The sequence below is a fragment of the Vibrio coralliilyticus ATCC BAA-450 genome (genome assembly GCF_000176135.1).
Lineage (GTDB): Bacteria > Pseudomonadota > Gammaproteobacteria > Enterobacterales > Vibrionaceae > Vibrio > Vibrio coralliilyticus.
In genome coordinates, this window is record NZ_ACZN01000015.1 from 21,287 (window position 1) to 41,066 (window position 19,780).

The 19,780-nt window shown below is 44.4% G+C and carries 20 protein-coding genes; 3 read left to right on the top strand and 17 right to left on the bottom strand.

Annotated features, from left to right (window positions below; translation table 11 throughout):
* Positions 1 to 55: 55 nt before the first annotated feature.
* The 3 genes from VIC_RS07590 to VIC_RS07605 form a co-directional block, all read right to left on the bottom strand.
* A complete protein-coding gene (locus tag VIC_RS07590) occupies positions 56 to 406 on the bottom strand; it encodes a hypothetical protein (protein ID WP_039951605.1) in 351 nt (116 codons plus the stop codon).
* 136 nt (positions 407 to 542) lie between these two features.
* On the bottom strand, positions 543 to 1,100 hold the full coding sequence (locus VIC_RS07595; protein WP_039951606.1) for a hypothetical protein: 558 nt from the start codon (positions 1,098 to 1,100) through the stop codon (positions 543 to 545).
* Positions 1,101 to 1,996: 896 nt separating this feature from the next.
* Entirely contained in the window at positions 1,997 to 2,353 is a 357-nt protein-coding gene (locus VIC_RS07605; protein WP_006958843.1) for a PilZ domain-containing protein, read from the bottom strand.
* A 300-nt stretch (positions 2,354 to 2,653) separates the two neighbouring features.
* Here VIC_RS07605 and rarD point away from each other — a divergent pair, with 300 nt between their 5' ends.
* Positions 2,654 to 3,544 (top strand): EamA family transporter RarD, encoded by an 891-nt coding sequence (gene rarD, locus VIC_RS07610; RefSeq protein WP_006958844.1) that lies wholly within the window; start codon positions 2,654 to 2,656, stop codon positions 3,542 to 3,544.
* Positions 3,545 to 3,569: 25 nt separating this feature from the next.
* Here the strand turns inward: rarD and VIC_RS07615 are convergent, their stop codons facing one another.
* The 3 genes from VIC_RS07615 to VIC_RS07625 all read right to left on the bottom strand — a co-directional run bounded on the left by VIC_RS07615 (position 3,570) and on the right by VIC_RS07625 (position 6,118).
* Positions 3,570 to 4,988 carry a basic amino acid/polyamine antiporter gene (locus VIC_RS07615; RefSeq protein WP_006958845.1) on the bottom strand — a complete coding sequence of 473 codons (1,419 nt, stop codon included), beginning with the start codon at positions 4,986 to 4,988 and terminating at the stop codon, positions 3,570 to 3,572.
* A 341-nt stretch (positions 4,989 to 5,329) separates the two neighbouring features.
* Positions 5,330 to 5,554 (bottom strand): hypothetical protein, encoded by a 225-nt coding sequence (locus VIC_RS07620; protein WP_006958846.1) that lies wholly within the window; start codon positions 5,552 to 5,554, stop codon positions 5,330 to 5,332.
* Between the two features lie 87 nt (positions 5,555 to 5,641).
* The gene (locus tag VIC_RS07625; protein ID WP_006958847.1) at positions 5,642 to 6,118 is read right to left on the bottom strand and encodes a Dps family protein; all 477 of its coding nucleotides are present in this window, start codon (positions 6,116 to 6,118) and stop codon (positions 5,642 to 5,644) included.
* A 217-nt stretch (positions 6,119 to 6,335) separates the two neighbouring features.
* On the opposite strand from VIC_RS07625, the gene VIC_RS07630 reads away from it, so the two are divergent.
* A complete protein-coding gene (locus tag VIC_RS07630; protein WP_039951609.1) occupies positions 6,336 to 7,202 on the top strand; it encodes a patatin-like phospholipase family protein in 867 nt (288 codons plus the stop codon).
* 30 nt (positions 7,203 to 7,232) lie between these two features.
* Here VIC_RS07630 and VIC_RS07635 read toward each other — a convergent pair whose 3' ends face one another.
* The 8 genes from VIC_RS07635 to VIC_RS07670 form a co-directional block, all read right to left on the bottom strand.
* Complete coding sequence (locus VIC_RS07635) at positions 7,233 to 9,107, bottom strand: methyl-accepting chemotaxis protein (protein WP_006958849.1); 1,875 nt, start codon at positions 9,105 to 9,107, stop codon at positions 7,233 to 7,235.
* A 301-nt stretch (positions 9,108 to 9,408) separates the two neighbouring features.
* A complete protein-coding gene (locus VIC_RS07640; RefSeq protein ID WP_006958850.1) occupies positions 9,409 to 9,747 on the bottom strand; it encodes a DOPA 4,5-dioxygenase family protein in 339 nt (112 codons plus the stop codon).
* Positions 9,748 to 9,835: 88 nt separating this feature from the next.
* Positions 9,836 to 10,474, bottom strand: coding sequence for a response regulator (locus tag VIC_RS07645; protein ID WP_006958851.1), 639 nt, complete (start codon positions 10,472 to 10,474; stop codon positions 9,836 to 9,838).
* Positions 10,467 to 11,822 carry a cache domain-containing protein gene (locus VIC_RS07650; protein ID WP_006958852.1) on the bottom strand — a complete coding sequence of 452 codons (1,356 nt, stop codon included), beginning with the start codon at positions 11,820 to 11,822 and terminating at the stop codon, positions 10,467 to 10,469. The genes VIC_RS07645 and VIC_RS07650 overlap by 8 nt, the downstream gene beginning before the upstream one ends.
* A gap of 79 nt (positions 11,823 to 11,901) precedes the next feature.
* On the bottom strand, positions 11,902 to 13,185 hold the full coding sequence (locus tag VIC_RS07655) for a TRAP transporter large permease (RefSeq protein WP_006958853.1): 1,284 nt from the start codon (positions 13,183 to 13,185) through the stop codon (positions 11,902 to 11,904).
* A 10-nt stretch (positions 13,186 to 13,195) separates the two neighbouring features.
* The gene (locus VIC_RS07660; protein ID WP_006958854.1) at positions 13,196 to 13,735 is read right to left on the bottom strand and encodes a TRAP transporter small permease subunit; all 540 of its coding nucleotides are present in this window, start codon (positions 13,733 to 13,735) and stop codon (positions 13,196 to 13,198) included.
* 138 nt (positions 13,736 to 13,873) lie between these two features.
* Positions 13,874 to 14,965 (bottom strand): TRAP transporter substrate-binding protein, encoded by a 1,092-nt coding sequence (locus tag VIC_RS07665; protein WP_006958855.1) that lies wholly within the window; start codon positions 14,963 to 14,965, stop codon positions 13,874 to 13,876.
* A gap of 433 nt (positions 14,966 to 15,398) precedes the next feature.
* A complete protein-coding gene (locus VIC_RS07670; RefSeq protein ID WP_006958856.1) occupies positions 15,399 to 15,770 on the bottom strand; it encodes a hypothetical protein in 372 nt (123 codons plus the stop codon).
* 221 nt (positions 15,771 to 15,991) lie between these two features.
* On the opposite strand from VIC_RS07670, the gene VIC_RS07675 reads away from it, so the two are divergent.
* Complete coding sequence (locus VIC_RS07675) at positions 15,992 to 16,669, top strand: DUF2982 domain-containing protein (protein WP_006958857.1); 678 nt, start codon at positions 15,992 to 15,994, stop codon at positions 16,667 to 16,669.
* A 53-nt stretch (positions 16,670 to 16,722) separates the two neighbouring features.
* Here the strand turns inward: VIC_RS07675 and VIC_RS07680 are convergent, their stop codons facing one another.
* The 3 genes from VIC_RS07680 to VIC_RS07690 all read right to left on the bottom strand — a co-directional run bounded on the left by VIC_RS07680 (position 16,723) and on the right by VIC_RS07690 (position 19,740).
* Positions 16,723 to 17,379 (bottom strand): MBL fold metallo-hydrolase, encoded by a 657-nt coding sequence (locus VIC_RS07680; protein ID WP_006958858.1) that lies wholly within the window; start codon positions 17,377 to 17,379, stop codon positions 16,723 to 16,725.
* 83 nt (positions 17,380 to 17,462) lie between these two features.
* Positions 17,463 to 18,002, bottom strand: coding sequence for a YcbK family protein (locus VIC_RS07685; protein WP_006958859.1), 540 nt, complete (start codon positions 18,000 to 18,002; stop codon positions 17,463 to 17,465).
* A 184-nt stretch (positions 18,003 to 18,186) separates the two neighbouring features.
* Positions 18,187 to 19,740, bottom strand: a complete 1,554-nt coding sequence (locus VIC_RS07690; protein ID WP_006958860.1) for a L,D-transpeptidase family protein — start codon at positions 19,738 to 19,740, stop codon at positions 18,187 to 18,189.
* Between the last annotated feature and the right edge of the window lie 40 nt (positions 19,741 to 19,780).

Below are 19,780 nucleotides of genomic sequence, written 5' to 3' on the forward strand. Positions count from 1 at the left end.
TGAGCCAAAACTGTCAAGCGTTAACTGTCCAATTGAACGCTTGGTTATGTGGAGACTAGCTCCACTTTTGCAACGCACAATCTAATGCCTTTAGAACTCTTTTACGATTGGATGTTTTGTTTAAGCCTTTTGGTAATTTACAATACCAAGGATGCCAAAAATGTTCAGATGGTGGGTGAGAGTCACGCGTTGAGGGATGAACTTTCTGCACAAAATACGCTTTGCATTCAATGATCTGCTCAATACTGACAAATTGAAATGTAAAACCACATACGTTGACAAAGTAAACCCATTGCTCCAAAAGGTTATCCCTACTTTTCTTTACAGGTACACCACCTTCATTATATGAGCTCATGAAATCAGAGTGCACTTTAGGGTCCGCTAACTCTCGCCATATTTTACTCATACTTTCTCCACATAACGCTCTGTTAAGGGGTGAGCAACGCAATACTGATGCCTCTGAAAACCACCTTAATCACTAAAACCAACGCATAGTGAAAATGCCACGCGTTGCGAATCCCTCTTGAACAGTTTGTTAAGTGCTAATTTCGACTTATTCTTCTGGTAGTCAATACAACATCCTCCAAGCGAGAAGTGTTGGCTTTTAAGGCTCGATAAGTGTTGTCTGATATTGCTTCAAAATTATAACCGCGATCTTCTAGGGTCTGCCTAATATAGTCGTAACATTCATCGAAACTACCAAAGTAACGATTGCTAACATCGTTGAGAAACCTAACCATTTCTGCATCGTTGGAGTCTATAGTAAAATTAATAACTTGGTTACCTGCATTATCACGTTTGTTTAGGTAGTAAAGGATGATTGGTACTATAACTCCGGCAACAGGCAATATGTCCGATATAACCAGTTCTATACTACCCTCTTTAAACTCCTTTACTTTAATGTCCTTGTTGTGCTTTTTATAATAGGAACCAAGTGAGTTTCTATTCAGATAAGATTTGTCTATATTTTTTGCAGTCTTTAGCTTGGAGTCCTTGCTCACATCTTGAGACTCTTCGATTAGACTAGCGACAACACTCAACCTAAGAAGATCGAGTGAAAAAAAGCTTAATTCGTATAATGTCGGTTCATCGACATTCATTTTTACTCTTAGATCCACTTTATATCTTTTAACCTATTGTTTTTGATAAGCACTTAACGCCGCATTAAGGTGTGAGCAACGCTACCACAAACCTAACCATACCACCGTAAATACGAAACCCAACGATGGCGCCCAAAATGCCGAGCGTTGGGAATCACTCTTAAATGCTTTGTTATGTGTTTGCCAAAAATAGTAAAGGTGACAATACAAAAAATACGCACCCAAACAGAAAAAAGTAAAAGAATAACAGGAAAACTATTTCTGAAAGAGTTTTTCCAACTTTGGCGACCGACTCACCTGCGTCCGTTGCAGCAATTTTTACTGCAATTGGGCCGGTTAAGATGACTTTCTTTCTTGAGAAAAACTTCGCCGAAATCATACCCAAGACAAACAACAAGTAAATGCTAAATGCCGGAGCAACTAATAGTTCGTTCAATGAAGCTATCACCGACGCGATAAATGCAAATAAAACCATCGAAATGAAGGATATTGCCCAAATACTCAATATTGAAAACTTGTTAAAGTAAGCAAACTTCTCAGCCAACAACTTGGGAAGGTAGTACATAATAATCCTCTTTTACACATAACATTTGTATACTACGCATGCTCATTTCTAAATGCCCGATTTTCAACAAATCTCCCTGATTCCTCTACAGAAAGATTGAAATAACGCCTGAACAAAACGCGCATGCGCACTTTGGTTGCGTAGTATCTCTTCACCAACTCACCTAACCCGTTGATTTTAAATTTACTGTGTTTTTATCACAAACATAAGTGAGCACAGGCGTGGTGATGATCACCATCTGCTTGGCATCTTCGATTCTAATTAGAAAAAACCGCTGGGCATGAGTGCCAGCGGTTTAAAAATTACATTGATGTAACAGTTAAGATTGTATTTATGCGACTTCGGTAATTGGTCGGGAGAAATACGTTGGGTACTTCTGGCGAATATGGCGTTGCTCTTCGACCATATTCTTAAACGTTGGTCCTTTCTTTAGCTTCACAATCACTTCATTCTGATCAAAACGAAGCACTGCGCCTTCAAAAGTCACTTGCTTGTTGTTGTGTAAATTGAGGGTACCTGACATAGCCAGCCCTTTGTACCAGTCGGTAAATGTATTCTTTACAACTCGAATACCACCTTCAGAAACTTCGGTCACGTGAAACAGCTCGTTAGAAATACGCACAGAAGGCCGTGCTCTTCTTGGGTATTTCAAGCGATAGAATTTACGTTTTTGTTCAAAATCACTCATCAACAATCTCCTATTACTTCGAGTGATAGCGTCCCGAAGATCCTTACCTTGTACTGGTGGTTTTTCGTCACCAATATCAATTAAATTTCCAGATAGTATAACTGTCGACTATTAAAAGAAAATCTTTAGCGCTTAGTTTTGAGCCTGTGATCTTGATACACTGTATAATCACTTAATCAAATCATTGTACCTCATTGTTTTTAAATGAATAAAAACCAGAAAACAACGACACAACAAACTTCTTTACAATACGCAGTTTTGCGCATACATTGCACGCATATTAATCGCTAGGTTTATTCGATGTCACAAGAACGTACCGGTAACTGGATGGCAGCGCTTTCATTCCTTCTATGGGGTTTACTGCCACTCTATTATCAATATTTGCCTAACGCGGCTTTAGACGAGCTACTTACCGTTCGATTGGTCGCGTCTGTGCCCTTTGGCATACTGATTGTGTTATTTGTCACCAAGCGAATGCCTGACTTTTCAGCTATTTTCGCGGATCGCCGCTCTCTTGCCATTACATTCCTTGGTAGTACCTTGATGTCTATCTCCTGGTGCGCTTTCACATGGGCAATCACCAATGATCGCGTTATCGATGCCAGCTTAGGCTTTTTTATCAGCCCATTGACGATGACGGCACTGGGCGTATTTGTGTTGGGAGAAAAGCTTTCACTTGGCAAGAAGGTCGCGCTGGTGCTGGCCAGCGCTGGTTTAAGCTATCAAGTGATGCAATATGGACAGGTACCCGTTATCGCACTCACGATGGCGATCTTCTTTACGCTGTATGGTTGGTGCAAGAAAAAGATCCGATACGAGTGGAGCACCTGTCTGTTTGTTGAAGCTCTAGCACTGACGCCATTTGCACTGGGCTACCTTATTTTCAAAGAAGCGACGGTTGGAACGGAATCTCTTAACTCTGGCTGGGAGACTTTTGCCCTCTACGTTGGCGCAGCTCCGGCGACTTTGATTCCACTGCTTTTCTATTCTCTCGCGATTCGTTTAACCAGTATGTCGACCGTCGGCCTAATGCAATATATTGAGCCGTCTATCCAGTTTTTGTTGGCGATCTATTTATTTGGCGAAGTCTTCGATGAAGTCAAACTAGTGAGTTTCAGCCTAATATGGGCAGGCTTGCTGTTCACCATTGCAGAAAGCGCCAAAAACCGAGTTGTACTAAAACGCTCATAAAAAATCCCCCAGTTGGGGGATTTTTTTAAAATGAAAGGCTAATCATGCCTTGCCACAACAGGCCAACAGCCAACACGGCGACCACACTCAATAGTCCAGCCCCTACCTTCTCTTTACCTTCGAATGGGTTAATACCCTGCTCTTTTTTAGCCTGAATGTAAAAGTACAAACCCGGCAGATAAAGAATGGCAGAAAGCAGTAAATAATTGAGCCCGGAAGCGTACAGCAACCAAAGCCCATACAAGGTTGCACCGATACCAATGGCTAGCAGGCTGCCTTTATTTTTCTGCTCTAGCGCCAGTTTTAGTACAAATGCGCCCACCAAAAAGTAAGGCACTAGGATCATTTCGGAGGCAATAATCAGTAAGGTATCGTACGTGCTACCCGCGAACATCACAAAGATGAGAGAGATTTGAACCCAAACATTGGTCAGGGTTAACGGTCTTACCGGACTGCCCGCCTTGTTTAACTTAGCGTACTTGGCTGGGAACATTTTCTCTTTGGCACATAGATACGGAGCTTCTGACGCCAAAACCGTCCAGCTCAAAAATGCACCACAAACAGACACCAATAAACCAATACTTATAACGTATTGCCCCCAAGGCCCAAGGATATGAGTCAGCACTTTTGCCATTGAAGGGTTCTGATAGTGGGCGAGTTCCGTTGGTTTAATAACGCCCATCGACAGTAACGTCACTAACACATAGATAGATAACGCGGTAAGCAGGCCTAATATCGTTGCGCGGCCAATGTCTTTCCGGTTTCGAGCTCGACTTGATACGACCACCGCGCCTTCAATACCGATGAAGACCCAAACGGTCACCAGCATGGTACTTTTTACTTGCTCCAATAACCCATGTCCTTCACCGAAATGAAGGCCACTAAAATCGAGCGTAAATGTGTCCCAGCTAAAAGCAAACAGAGCACATAGTATGAAAACAAATAGCGGCACCAACTTGGCGTAAGTCGTGACCATGTTAATCAAAGCCGCAGTCTGGACGCCGCGTAAAACCAGAGCATGCACCATCCACAACAAGGCAGAAGCGCCTAAGATCGACACCCAAGTATTACCCTGACCAAAAATAATATTGTCTGGTGTGTCAAACAGCATACCCAACGTGCTAAACACAATCACCAAATAAGAGACATTGGCTAACATCGCACTGAGCCAATACCCCCACGCAGAGCAAAAGCCGACGAAATCGCCAAACCCTTCTTTGGCGTAGCCGAATACACCACTCTCGATATGAGGCTTGTGGAAAGCTAACTTTTGAAATGAGAGAGCGAGAAAAACCATGCCGATCCCCGTGATCGACCAACCGATCATCACGGCAGCGGGGCTCGCAACAGCAGCCATGTTTTGTGGCAAGCTAAATACACCTGCGCCTATCATTGAGCCAATGACGATCGCAGTAAGAGAACTGAGCCCGAGTTTGTTGTTCATTGTTGTTTCCGGATTATAAATTCGAACGCTATGGAAGTGGTCATATTACGAAGAAATATCAATAAGCGGCAGAGCAGTTGTGATTGCTGTCGCAAAGATAGGTTCATAATCAAACACTTCATTGTTACTGATCAAACCAAGTCGCCATGGTAATATTTAATTCCACATATGCAATATATATTAGAATTTAAAACCACCACGAAACAAATTGGCAAATCAATAAATTATCAAGAAATCAAACCAAAGAATGTATGAAACCATCAAGAGGGGTTGGTTGACTGTGAATACCCAAACGAGAGAACGAAAAAAAGCGGGGCACTGTCGCCCCACTTTATTGTAGATTAATGGTGAGAGCCAGAAGGGTCATACCCGAATTCTGACTGCTGGTAAATGTCCGATAGCGCTTTTGTTTTTTTCGACTTAGCTGAACGCTTTGAAGTCCCTATATAGTGAACCTCTTGAGATTCTAACGCTTTCTCATGCGCTTTTGCCGAGCGAATAAATTCTGGGTCGTTAAGCGCCTCCTGACGCAGGCGATTAACACGTTCAAGGGTTTCCCACAACATAACTCACCTCCAGAAACTGTATTTATATACAGTATAGATATCCTCACCAATAGTTCAAGAAAAAGACTGTTTATTTAAACAGTATCTTTATTGCATATATGCATTAAGCATCCACATTAGCTTTTCTTGCTCTCGAATGTAGTCACCCATCAAGGCAGCTGTACCTTCATCTTCTGCATCCTCAGCTTGAGCCAAAATAGCGCGTTGCTGAGTCAGTAACGTGCTGAAACCATGAACAAGGCCTCTCACACATTCTTTACCTGTTGTCGCATTCTGGTGTTCTTCAATATCACTCTTGGCCAAGTATTGGCTAAAGCTGTGGTCTGGCGTTGATCCAATCGTCAGAATACGTTCCGCCAACTCATCAATTTTGGTTTGAAGATCTGTGTAGATCTCTTCAAATTTCACATGCAATTCGAAAAACTGCTGACCTTTGATGTTCCAGTGATAACCGCGGGTGTTCATGTAAAGCACTTGGTAGTGCGCTAACAACGCATTCAACTCGGCCGCCAGTGCTTGTGATTTTTCGTTGTTTAGGCCGATTAAGTTAATTTGGTTTGTCATCATGCATTCCTCATTAATTTCAATATTCTTAGGCTGTTGCCCTTCAATGACTTCACTATATCCATCACGATAAGATAGTTAAAAACGTTCATTTCTATACTTTCAATAGGAGTTTCCTATCTATAGTTTTTGCCTATTTCAATGATGCCTAGATCCGATTATCCGATGTCGTTCGCTGGCGTTATTCTGGATAAAACAATTGGTTGAGGACAAGATAGTGAAGGCTCTTGTTGTTGAAGGAGGCGCAATGCGCGGCATTTTTGCTGCGGGTGTGCTCGATACATTTATTGACGATGATTACTACCCTTATGACTTTGTCATTGGCGTTTCGGCGGGTGCGTCCAATCTACTCGGCTATCTTGGTAAGCAGATCGGCCGTAGCTATCATGTCATTACTGAACTGGCCACTGACCGAGATTTTTACAACCCTAAACGGTTTGTAAAAGGTGGTGATCTTATTGACGTGCATTGGTTGGTGTCAGAATCCGAGAAGCGCTATCCGCTAGACACACACCAAGTGTTCCAGTCGGCCCCAATGCTGGCTGTTGCCACTAATATCAATACGGGACAAGCTGACTACTACCAGCTCAATCACAGCAATCTCAGCCAGATCATTGAAGCCACCAGCGCACTGCCTATAGCGTATAAAACAACGCCCTGCTTCTCTGGTGGCTGCTACACCGATGGCGGCGTCGCAGACTCCATTCCTGTGATGGAGGCGTATCGCCGCGGTGCGACGGACATTACGGTTGTCCTATCTCACCCACTCAGCTACGAGATGCCTAAGCCGAAAAGCTCTTGGGTAATCAAAAAGCTGCTACGTAAATACCCGAAAATTGCCGAGGCACTGACTAGAAGAGCCGAAGGATACAACCAAGCGTTAGCCTTTATTCGCAATCCACCAGAAGGGGTTAAAGTGCGTGTCATCGCGCCACCAGAGAATTTCACCGTGAAACGATTAACAATGAAAAAACTGGCTTTAGATGAAGGTTATTTCATGGGGTTCGAAGAAGGGAGAAAGCACCTAGCCAGCCGCAAAGGCGCTTATGGATTAGATGCGGAGAATTGTCATTTCTGCCTGTAAAAAAAGACCGCCGATGGCGGTCTTTCCTATTTAAACAACGAATGCTTCGAGGGATTTGTCAGATTCGTTTTGGTCTTTCAGTTTCTGAACAGCTGTTCGCGTGTTCGACACCAGATCCGTCACCTCGCTGGATAAGGTATAGATGTTTGTCGCATTGGTGCTGATCTCTTCGACAACTAAACTTTGTTCTTCAGCGGCAGTCGCGATCTGTACGTTCATATCGTTGATCGATTGAACAGACTCATTAATAGTATTAAGACCCATCTCAACCTGCTTCATTCCACTAATCGCCTCATCCGCTTTGGTCAGGCTGACTGACATAGACTGCCCTACTTGCTCAGTACCAGTCTCCAGCTCTTCGAGAATTTTACCAATATCCGCCGTTGCGCTTTGTGTACGCAGTGCAAGCTGGCGAACTTCATCGGCAACAACAGCAAAACCTCGACCTGAATCCCCTGCTCGTGCTGCTTCAATCGCTGCATTCAGTGCCAACAAATTGGTTTGATCTGAAATGTCAGAAATGACGCTCAGAATTCCCTTAATGTTATCGGCAGACACATTGAGCTGTTTGACATCCTGTTCAGACTGAGCGACCTGCGCTGACAGCTCTCCGATGATGCAGCTGGCGTTTACCGCCGTCTGAACACCTTCAACCGATGCGTCGTGTGCCTGACTGGCGGCGTGAGCCGCACTTTGAGTGTTGCGCGCCATTTCCTGCGCGGTGCTGCTCATTTCATTCAATGCCGTCACAAGCTGCTCAACTTCTTGCTGTTGTTTAAGGATGGAAGCTTCAGAGCGCTCCGAGTTCTCCACAGCAGTTCTGGTTGTCGAAGTCAGGTCATTGGCAAATAGTTTAGAGGTTTGAATATTGTTTTGTAGCATTTCAACAAAGCCGTTAAACGCGCCCGCAATATGTGCAAACTCTTTATCAACTTTAGTTTCAAGGCGGTAAGTTAGATCTTTCTTATCACCTTCGCCCGAGATACTGTTAATGCCAGTCGTCATGTTCGATAGCGGCTTCATCAGTAGGTTGACCACGAAGCCCAACACAACAACTGAGATCATGATGACGGCCAGAAGATACATCAACGTCTGGTCACGCATGTCATCCAGTGATTGGAAAACAATATCTTCTTTCAGTACAGAACCGATGATCCAATCATGGCCTGTCAACGGTAGTTGCTGGACGATGTTCTTTTCACCATCAAGGGTCAGTACCTGGTCATCACCACCCAGTTTTAGCTCTGGGTACACCTCAGACAGCTGCTTACCGTTATAGTCTTTGTTTGGGTGAGAAATGATGTTGCCGTCTTTGGTCATCAAAAACAGATAACCCGCATTCAATGGTGAAATTCGGTTAATTTTCTCACTCAATACCGCAAGGCTAACATCAAAGAAAGTGACCCCTTTAAACTCCCCTTTTACAACGACAGGCGCTGAGATGGAGATCATCTGCTGCTGAGTATTAACATCGATATAGGGCTCAGTAATGATCAAAGAACGATGTGTCTTTGCATCCTGATACCAAGGGCGTTCACGAGAATCCCATGTGCTGTCTGGCACCCAGCCTGGTACATTTTCAATAATACCGCCATCTTCTTCTATGCCGATACCCGTCGCGACAAACAGCTCTTTTAATTTTGGTTGTTCAATGATCTGTTCGATACTTTTAGGTGCGTATTCGTGTTCAATGGTCTGAGTGGTCGATAACGCAAGGTTTTTCCACCCATCAATATCAGATTGCACGGTATTCTCTACACCAGTCAGAACTGATTCAATGGTGTTGTGGATCTCTTTTTCTCTGTCACTATGCAAAAATGAATACTGAAAATAAGCGAGTGCAACGAGTGAAATAACCAGTAGCGAAAGTTTGCTGATAAGTAGCTTGGCTTTAAAACTAAACACGTATACCTCTTGGCAAATAGCCTAGGCTGCGCGCTTAATCAAACTGCACTTTTCAGCCTAGTAGTATGATGACTGGCCCTCCTGGCATTCCCCGAACATCCGTATGGGCCAAGACAGTACATAAACCAAGCTGAAAAAGTTAATGATTAGTGATTAATCATAATTAACAGTGATAGCCATTATCGTTAAAATAGTAAATTATCCAAGTCTAATCAGTAAGGTAGACATAAAAACTTCTAAAAATATCATTTCCACAAGTGATAGATAAAACCAATAAATTTGCGTGATAAATGCAAGTTATCTAAAACGAAGATAGATTCAGTTCAACAGGTTTACCCAACCAGTAGGCAAACTCCGTATGATCTTCTAAGTCATTATCTGTTAGCGCATGGACCAAAACTGACAACTCGCCACGGGATTTATCCAACCACGGGATAAGAGCATCGAAGTCACCCGCTGTAAACGTCACAGAAAAGCTCCACATCGTATGAGGGCCGACGAGTTTCTGGTTGAAGCGCCCGACAGACAAGTCAAACTCGCGACGGATTTGCTCCCTCAGTTCAGAAGCAAAATCGTTGCTGTTAGCGTCAAAATAGACGTGTGCGTGGTAATCTTGATGGGTATTCTTAGGATAGGTCATAACAATAAAACAAGAACGTGTTCGAATACTTCATCCTAACACGTTCCCGATATTAACTCTCAAACACTTACATTCATTACACTTGGGATTAGCCGAGCAGCCCCTGCTCCACTGCGTACTTTGCGAGTTCAGCCGTACTGTGCAAATCCAGTTTCTGCTTGATGTTCTGTCGATGGGTTTCAACGGTTCGATAACTAATACTGAGCAGCGCTGCAATTTTTTTGCTGCTGTTTCCTTCCGCAACCAATTTAAGAACGGCTTCCTCGCGTCGACTGAGAGGGTTAGGTTTTTGCGCAGCAGGAATCACTTCTTGAGAAAACAAGGTTTGTGTAACCGATTCGCAAAAATAGGTGGAGCCTTGGTAAACCGTTTTAATCGCCTGCACCATCCGACGGGCACAAATCTCTTTCAGCATGTAGCCAACAGCACCAGCCTGCATCACCTTCATGATGTATTCGCGGTTATCATGCATGGTCAGCATCAACACCTTAATCTCTGGCAGCTCTTCCTTGATAAGACGCGTGGCATCGATGCCGTTCATTAATGGCATACTCACATCCATCAACACAACGTCTGGAGTTAGCTCCTTAACCTTTTCAATCGCCTCCAAGCCATTGCTGGCCGAGCCAATCACCTCAATTTCTGGTTCCAGTTGGAGCCGAGCGATAAATCCATCTAAGACGACCTGGTGATCGTCCACTATCACCACTTTGATCGGTTTATCCATATATTAATCCATCTAATTTCAACAGAACGGTAATCTCTGTACCAAACCCTGGTTCGCTTTCAAGCTCAAAATCGCCGCCCAAAAACTCTACTCGCTCACGCATATTGCGTAAACCAATACCCGACTTCCTTAACGTCGAGCCTACATCAAATCCGACACCATCATCACGTATGATCAGTTGAAGCATGTCACCCAATTGCTGCAGTATCACCGTCACCTGCTTGGCTTGGGAGTGCTTCTCTATATTGGTCAGCGACTCCTGTGCCACTCGGTAAAGCGTGGTCGCTACCTCTGATTTTAGCCTGCTCTGACTGGTTGACAATGACGCCTCAACATCGACGCCAGAATGCGCTTTAAAGTCCGTCAGCAAAGTCGTCATCGCAGCCTCAAGACCGATATCATCAAGGGCACTCGGTCTTAACTGATGAGAAATATGCCTAACTTCATTAATCGCTGTCATGAGAGAATTTTGCGATTTAGCCAGATGCTGCTTTTGAGTTTCGTCATCAAGTTTAGTGCCAAGCAACTCCAAATGGCATTTGCTTGAGATCAGAAGCTGGTTGATACCATCGTGAAGCTCCCTCGCTAAATGCTTTTTCTCGTCTTCCTGAAACATCACGGTTTTATGCGCCAGCTCTTTTAAGCTCTTATCCGCCAGTCGATGCTCATGTAAATTAACGGCTAATGTCAGAACCAGAATCACCGCAACGGTCACCACTACAATCACAATGAGTGAAAAGAAGGTCGTCTCGATATTATCGTTGACCGCTAATTGGAGGTTTGCCACTTCTTCAGTGACATCTTCAATGTACAAACCCGTACCGATCATCCAGTTCCATTTGCTTAACCAAGCCGCGTAACTCAGTTTAGGAACGCTTTCTCCTGTGGATGGCTTTTGCCACAAATACTGATGAAAACCGCCACCGGATTTTGCCTGCGCCAATAAAGATTCAATTAAGTGGTTGCCGTTTTCATCCTGAATGTGCAGCAGGTTTTGCCCCACCAGCTCAGGCATAATAGGGTGAACTAAGTTAGTCCCGTTCTTATCGTAAACAAAGAAGTAGCCATCTGTACCATATTGCAGACGACTGATGATCGCTTTGACCTGCTCCTTGGCCTGATGCTCTTCGATATTAGGATCGTTATAGATGTGCTCAATGGCATCAAAGGCCAAATCAACCAGATCCTTGAGCGCCGATTCTTTTGACTTAATGAGGCTGGAATGGAAGATTTTCACTTCTTTGTCACCCAGCGTTTTGGTTTGGTAGATAGCGATCCAACTTGTCAGCGCCATCACTAACAATAGCGGCAACAAGCTCAACAAAATCAACTTAGCTTTTAGAGGCATTCCTTCTCCCATACTAAAAAGCTGCCCATACGAGCAGCTTTACTTTAGCAAGAGTTGTTACATTTCTGTAATCGGGCGATCACATTCCATAGAATCCAGGGAAGACTAACAGTGATGCCAACACGAGGATCTGAATACCGATGAATGGCATCACGCCTCGGTATATGTCTCGAGTTGTCACCCCTTTCGGTGCTACACCTTTGAGATAAAACAGGCTGAAACCAAATGGTGGGGTCAGGAAGGAAGTCTGCAGGTTCATCGCAATCAAGATCGCAAACCAAGTCATGTTGATGCCCATAATCTCGGCAACGGGTGCGATGATTGGAACGATGATAAAACAGATTTCCACAAAGTCGATGAAGAAGCCCAGAACCAGAATCACTAACATAGTGATGATCAGGAAGCCCCATTTCTCACCCGGTATTTGTAGCATCCACTCTTCAACCAGGTAGTCACCACCCGTGTAAGTAAATGCCATAGAGAACGCTGTAGCACCAAGTAGAATCGCAAACACCATAGCGGTCACTTTAACCGTCTCTTTCGACGCTTCATACACCATGTTCCAGCTGAATTGCTTGTAAAGCAGAGACAGAACTATCGCACCAGCCCCACCAAGCGCAGCGGATTCTGTTGGCGTCGCAACACCAGCAAAGATGGAACCAAGTACCACTACGATAAGCGCAAGTGGCGGGATCACAGCTTTAAGCGCAGTGATGACTTCCTGCTTACGGCTTACCGATTCATCACGAGGAATTGGCTGCGCAGCTTCTGGATTCAGTTTGGCGTAAATCAGAATATAGAGAACGTAAGCGCCAACTAAAACGAGCCCCGGCCAAACTGCTGCCTGAAACAAATCCCCAACGGGTACACCTAACACATCACCAAGAAGGATTAAGACGATAGAGGGTGGAATGATTTGGCCTAACGTACCTGAGGCACAAATCGTTCCGCACGCCAGCCCTTTGTCGTAGTTGTACTTGAGCATAACTGGCAGAGAGATAAGCCCCATCGCTACAACAGACGCACCAACAACGCCTGTAGACGCCGCCAGTAAAGCACCCACTAACACGGTAGAAATCGCGATACCACCGCGCACACCACCAAACAGCTTACCCATGGATTCAAGCAGCTGTTCCGCTAGACGTGTTTTTTGAAGAACCAAACCCATGAAAACGAACAATGGCACTGCCATCAATACCGTGTTTTCCATGATGGATTGGATGCGATATGGCATGAAAGCAAACATATCCATGCCTTCGGCCCAAACGCCGAATATCAGTGCAATACCACCAAAGGTGAACGCAACTGGGAAGCCAAGCAGCAAAGCAAACAAGGCAACAAAAAACATTACAATACCGACCATTTTTGTCTCCTTACTTTTGCTCTGTTGAGTTGGCGTAAATTAAATGCGGGTTAAAAATCTTATTGAGAGAATGAAGCAGTAATCCAACACCACTTATTGCCATAAACATAAACGACAATGGAATCATGGCTTTAATTACCCAGCGATAGGGTAAGCCACCAGGGTCACCAGACGTTTCACCTAGGGCGAAACTCTCTTTAGCGAAATCAACGCCGTACCAAGCCACCAGCAGACAAAACGGAAAAAGAAAAACGATGGTACCGATTAAATCAATGATCGCCTGTGCTCGATGAGACAAACGCTCGTAAAAAAGGTCTACCCTGACATGGCCACCCGCTTTAATGGCATAAGGTACACCCAGAAGGAATACGGCAGAGAACAAGTGCCACTCCATTTCCTGAAATGCAATGGAAACATCGTTAAACACGTAGCGCATCACCACATCGTAAACGACATTTGCGAGCAATAAGATAAACAGGATACTCGACAGCCATCCTAGGAAATCGCCGAAGCGATTAAAGATGCGCTCTATATAGATTAGATTTCTCATTCCCTACTCCATGGAACTTTGAAATAACTCCGCTTGGCCGAAGCCTGCGGAGCTTTGTTATAGACTCTTCAAATTATAAGAGAGTTTTCTTGGGCTTCTCGTTGCCAGCTCAATCAAACTGGCAACGAATTTTTATGATTATTGTTGTGCCTGACTGTTTAGGTATGCGCGGTGCGAGATGTCAGACCAAGGACGAACTTGCTCGATGTAAGCAGCCTGAGACGCTTGGATCTCTTTTGCCATTTCATCTTTGTCAGCATGTTCTTTAAGTAGACGCTCGTTAGCTTCACGAAGTGCTGTCATGACTTCCGCTGGGAAGTTTTTCACCTGCACATTTGGATATTCAGACTTGATTGACGCCCAGTTCTTACCACTTTCGTGTTTAGACTGAGTGTACATATCGTAAGCCGCAGTCTTCATGGCAACCTGAAGAATCGCTTTCAGATCGTCAGGCAGGCGGTTCCAAGTGCGCTTATTGATCAGGAATTGCAGCTCTGTACCTGGCTCATGCCAACCTGTGTAGTAGTAAGGTGCAATCTTGTGGAAACCCATACGTAGGTCAAGTGATGGCCCTACCCACTCAAGTGCATCGATAGTGCGGCGCTCAAGCGAGGTATATAGCTCACCCGGTGCGATGTTGGTTGGTTTTGCACCCAGCTCCGCCAGAATCTCACCGGCAAATCCAGGGATACGCATTTTCAGACCTTTTAGGTCATCAACAGAGTTGATCTCTTTCTGGAACCAACCACCCATCTGAGTATCTGTGTTACCTCCAGGGAAAGACATCAGGTTATGAGGTGAATAGACTTTCTCCATTAACTCCATACCACCGCCGTAGTAGAACCAGGCGTATTGCTCTGTCGGCAGCATACCAAATGGCATTGAGGTGAAATAAAGCGTATTAGGCACTTTACCTTTCCAGTAGTAAGACGCAGAGTGCCCCATGTCATACTGGCCCGATTTCACCATATCAAACACACCCAGTGGCGCTTTGTGCTTATTTGCAGAGTCGATTCGAATCTGAAGGCGGCCATTAGACATTTCTTCCGCCATCTTCGCCATGTTTTTGGTTGCATCACCAAAGATTGGGAAGTTTGGGCCCCAAGTTTCCGCCAGCTTCAAGCGGTACACTTTTTCAGCAGCATTCACTGATGTCGCAGCAACAGCTAGTGCTGCTGCCATAGCCGTACCTTTCAGTACTCGTTTCAAAGATTGTCTGATTAGACTCATGTTCACGTCCTTTGTTAGATTCAGCAACTTTCCAGTTACCTTCTGTTCCATTACAGAGTGGTTTATCTACGAGAAATAGGAAATCAGCGCGAACACGGAGAAAAATTAACAAACCCAAATATACTTCAACCTTAGAATTACGTATTACTACGTAGGATAAAGGATATAAAAATTATAATTTACTAAGATTCAAATACTTATAAAAAATTGAGACACTATAAGTTTGGAGTAATACGTAGAGAACGATGCGTGGAAGATATAGAGTAAAAGATTTTATAAATGTGACAAATGTTAAATATTGATAGATATAATGATAAATCAATAAAAAGGAAGGTCCGAATGGAGAAAAACCCCGATAGGCATCGAGGTTCTTCTATTCGTCTGAAGAAGCAGAGGTGTCTGCTATTTCAAAAGAGGTCGCTAACAGTATGAATTAAACTGCTTTGTAGATAACTTTGTTACCTGCTAACTGCTCTTTTGCTACCAGGTTTTCTTCTAGTAGTTTTTTCAGTGCGCCAGTTGCCCAAGAAGCCGCTTTCGCTTCTTCCTGACCCGCCGCTAGGCCAATACCCTTAGGGTTGATGCCTTCAACGTTAGCAACAACAATGTCTAGTACTTGTTGTTGTTTTGGAGTTAGTGCAACGCTAACTTCTTTAGCCGCAACAACTTTCTCCGCTGCTGGTGCTACAGCTACTTTCTTCTCAACTACAGGCTTAGCTTTCTTAGTTGCTTCTACATTGGCAACAGTCGCCTTAACGCGTTTTTGCAATTTCATCTGCACTTTACGCTTATGAGCAAGTCTCATCGAGTTTCTCTCCATTTCACTGCATACGGAGCAGTGGTGAAAATTTGAAGCGCGATTTATACCAAAAAAATGCGGCCATTTACAGGGTATGAGGGGCTTTATCGAGCAAAAATGCGTGATATGCTGTCATCAGGCTACAATTTAATCAGTACCAATTATGATCCTTTTCATAACTACTGAATATATAAACAGAGGTTTAAGTTATCGCCAAGGAGTCGTAAATGCAGACATTGCATCTTACCAATCAACCTATTCGGCTATCTTCACCGATTGCCAAAATCCTTGCGACTATAGCTTCTATTGTATTGATTTCTCTTGTAATGTTTTCTCCAGATTTCCAGCAGGCAGTTTTGACGCTGGTCGCTATCCTGTCTATGCTCGGATTTGGCTACCTGTTGATTCTCAAAAGCACCGTCTCCTACACATTAACAGCCACCCACTTTCAGCAGCACCTGTTCAAAGGCGGTTGGGTGGTAAAATGGAGTAATGTCAGCAAGATTGGCATCTGCCATTATGATCAAGAAGGATGGCAGCAGCCTCTGCCTTGGATCGGAATTAAACTCAAGCACTATTCACCATACCTCGATAGTATTTGCCCTCGAATCGCCACGGAGATTCTGCTTAGCCAAAGAGCCTTGCTGTATCTTGGGGCCAAACAGAGCCAGCAAGGTACCCAATTTGAGGATATAGTTTTGGATTCCAAGCCGTATAAAAATACGCAAGGCGAACAGTATTCAGGACTACAAGCCATGCTTGCCAATAGAATGCGCTATCAGAGAAGTTACTTTGATTACGACATTTTCATTTCCGCACATGACTTAGACCGTTCTGCAGAAGAATTTGTCGGACTTGCAAGACGCTATCTTGCCGCTGCTGAGCCTGAAGAAGAATACGAATAATGGAATGACAGGCAATATAAGAAAAGGTCGCGCGAGGCGACCTTTTTCAGTAATTAGTAAAGTGGCATTTCATCCGCCACAAATGGGTTGGATGCACGCTCTCTACCAAAGGTAGATTCAGGACCATGGCCCGGCACGAATCGAACGTCATTACCTAGAGGCCAAAGTTTGGTTTTGATCGAGTTAATCAGAGTATCGAAGTCACCTTTAGGAAAATCTGTGCGTCCGACTGAACCGTTAAACAACACATCACCAACAAAGGCAAGCTTAGCTTCTTCACTGAATAGCACCACGTGACCTGGTGTATGGCCTGGAGTATGGTAAACATTGAGTATTTGATTACCAAACGCTACGGTATCGCCATCATTCAACCACTTTTGCGGTTCGAATGCTTCAGTTAATGGAAAACCAAACATCTGGCTCTGCCCAGCTAAGCCTTGAAGCCAGAAGTTGTCATCTTTGTGTGGGCCAACAATTTCAATACCGCCCAGCTCAGCGGACAAAGACTCTGTGCCACCAACATGATCTAAGTGACCATGTGTCAGAACCAAATTGACGACCTTAACACCCAACTCTTTAATCAGTGCCGCCAGTTGTTTTACGTCGCCGCCGGGATCAACCACTACGCCTTCCATGGTTTCATCACACCATACAATCGAGCAGTTTTGCGAAAAAGAAGTGACAGGAACAACTTGGTACTTCAGAGACATATTGAAACCTTACTGAATATCTAAACTGGCGAAACTATGACATTTGGTAAGGTTTTTGACAACCTTGTCTTATATGAAGACGCTTACCAGTGGCGGACTGGCCCAGTATCAATGTGGACAAAATTGCTTCTAGGGTAATAGCCGACACCGCCCGCTTTAAGCTCAATCGCAGCGTCGCGGACTTTTTTCAGATTGACACCGTCAAGACGAAAATCAATCGCCTGCCCTAGCATGTGGTAGCTCTTCTTCGCCACCCCACTTGATTTTGAGCGTAACGCTGCATTGGTGGCAGGAGAGCGGTAACCAGAAATGATCTGAACTTCTGCTTCAACACCAAGCTCAGATTGAATCAGCGAAATCTGATCGAACAAGTATTTGTCCATCTCATGGACTTCATTGCGGCGGAAGTCTCGGCAAATGTTGTCAATGCGACTCAGTTCGTTTGCTACATAGTCCCGACCATCGAAGTAGCAAGATTCGAGCTCTTCCCCTGTATGGAGGTTATTAAAGGCCAATGCGCGAGGTTGATCTGGGTGAGCGGCGAAAGCAAGAGAAGGAGCGCAGCTAGCTACAACTAAACCACTACCAGCTAACTTAATAAAATCTCTACGAGAAAAATCCACGGTGAACAGCCTTCATAAAATCGTTGATGGAAACGTGTCGAACGGCGACACTACCTAACTCTAATATGAAGTGCAAATGCATAAACCATGCTCATAGATAGATTCTGAGCATAGAAATTTGCTTACTGCTTGACCTTATTAATAAAAAACTTTGTTGTGAGAAAATGTTATTTTTTGGTCAGGCTCACCCTTTACCGTAACTGAAACGATCCCAGCGGTATATATCGTCCCTGTAATGGATCTTGCCGCCCTCTGACCAAGCTGTTTGGTAGATGATGTGCACCGGCACACGCTGTTTGAGCGGAATCGATTTGTTTGCCGCCAACTCTTCTTCGTCCAGCGTCGACATATCCAAGCCTTGGCTCTCTAGCAAACGCGTGGCAAATTGATCCGCATGCTCAACCCTAATGCAACCTGAGCTGAATGCCCTGCTGGCCTCATCAAACAAATTTTTACTTGGTGTATCATGCAGATAGATCGCACGGCGATTAGGGGTGTTAAACTTGTATAGGCCGAGCGCATTGTTGTTTCCTGAAAGCTGCGTCATTCGATACGGAAACGCGCTGGGGCGCATGTTCTGCCAATCAATGTCCTCTGGGTTAATCAACTCTTTCGATCCCCACTTAGGTACAATCGTAATATTCTGGCGAACCAGATACTCAGGGTCTTCTTTCACTTTGGGGATGATATCCTCAACCATGATTTTCCACGGCACATTCCAAGTAGGATTAAGAATCAATGAATCCAGCTTAGTCGTCATCATCGGTGTTGGCCTGCCCTTACGCCCTACAACCACCTTAGACTCAAACACTTCTTGACCTGAGTACCAATACTTCATCTCAAACCCGGGCACATTCACCACAATGATGGTGTCTCGTTCGATCGGCCATAACCTGCCACGTTCGGCATTGAGCGCCAGTATAGATAACCTCTCACTCGGACTGATGTTCAACCAACGAATCGTATCGGGGCCAATAATGCCATCGTCCGTTAAACCATGAAGGCGTTGGAACTGTTTTACAGCGGTCTCTAAAGTGACGTCATACCAATTTACATCCCGTCGTACATCTGACAAATCGACATCTACCATTTCCATTCTGACCAACAGAACTTCTCGGTTTTTCAGTTTGTCCCCGACTTGCCTTAGCCCTCTTTGGGTGTACTTAGGCAAGTTCAGCTCTTCAAACTTCACAACATGTAAGTAGCTGTCGATCAGCTTTTGGTAGTCGTCACTGTCTGGGGTATAGACTTCTATTAGCTCACTGAGCTGCTGATGATCTACCGCCACAGCAACGGCAATTAAATTGGTTTGGCTCAGTTTAGGTAAAGGTTTATACAATTTGGATTCGAAGAACCAGTCATAACCAAGCAGTTTCGCTTGCTCAGCGTAGCTAATGTAGAGAAGCAAAGTGTCGGTGGCAAGAAGGTCATATTCATGCCAGCGATTACTCTTACGATAGTACTCAAGGTATCTCAATTGACGGGCAAACAGAGGGCTGAACCCCGCACTGGTGATGATTTCAAGTTGGAACTCAAGCCGAGTGCTTTGTTGAAGATCAAACCAGATCAATTGGTTGTGATTGCTCTGATAAATGTGTTCGACATCTTTGGAATATTGCAGGACCCGAAGGACATGACTGTCTGGCTCCAACCACCCAATACGCTCAAAATAGCTACTGGCCCAAGTCGGAATAGGAATAATTATCAGCAGTAATAGAAGGGGGTTAAGTCTAGCCATCTTACTCTCCAATCTAATCGCCCGAGATCAAAGTATGGCA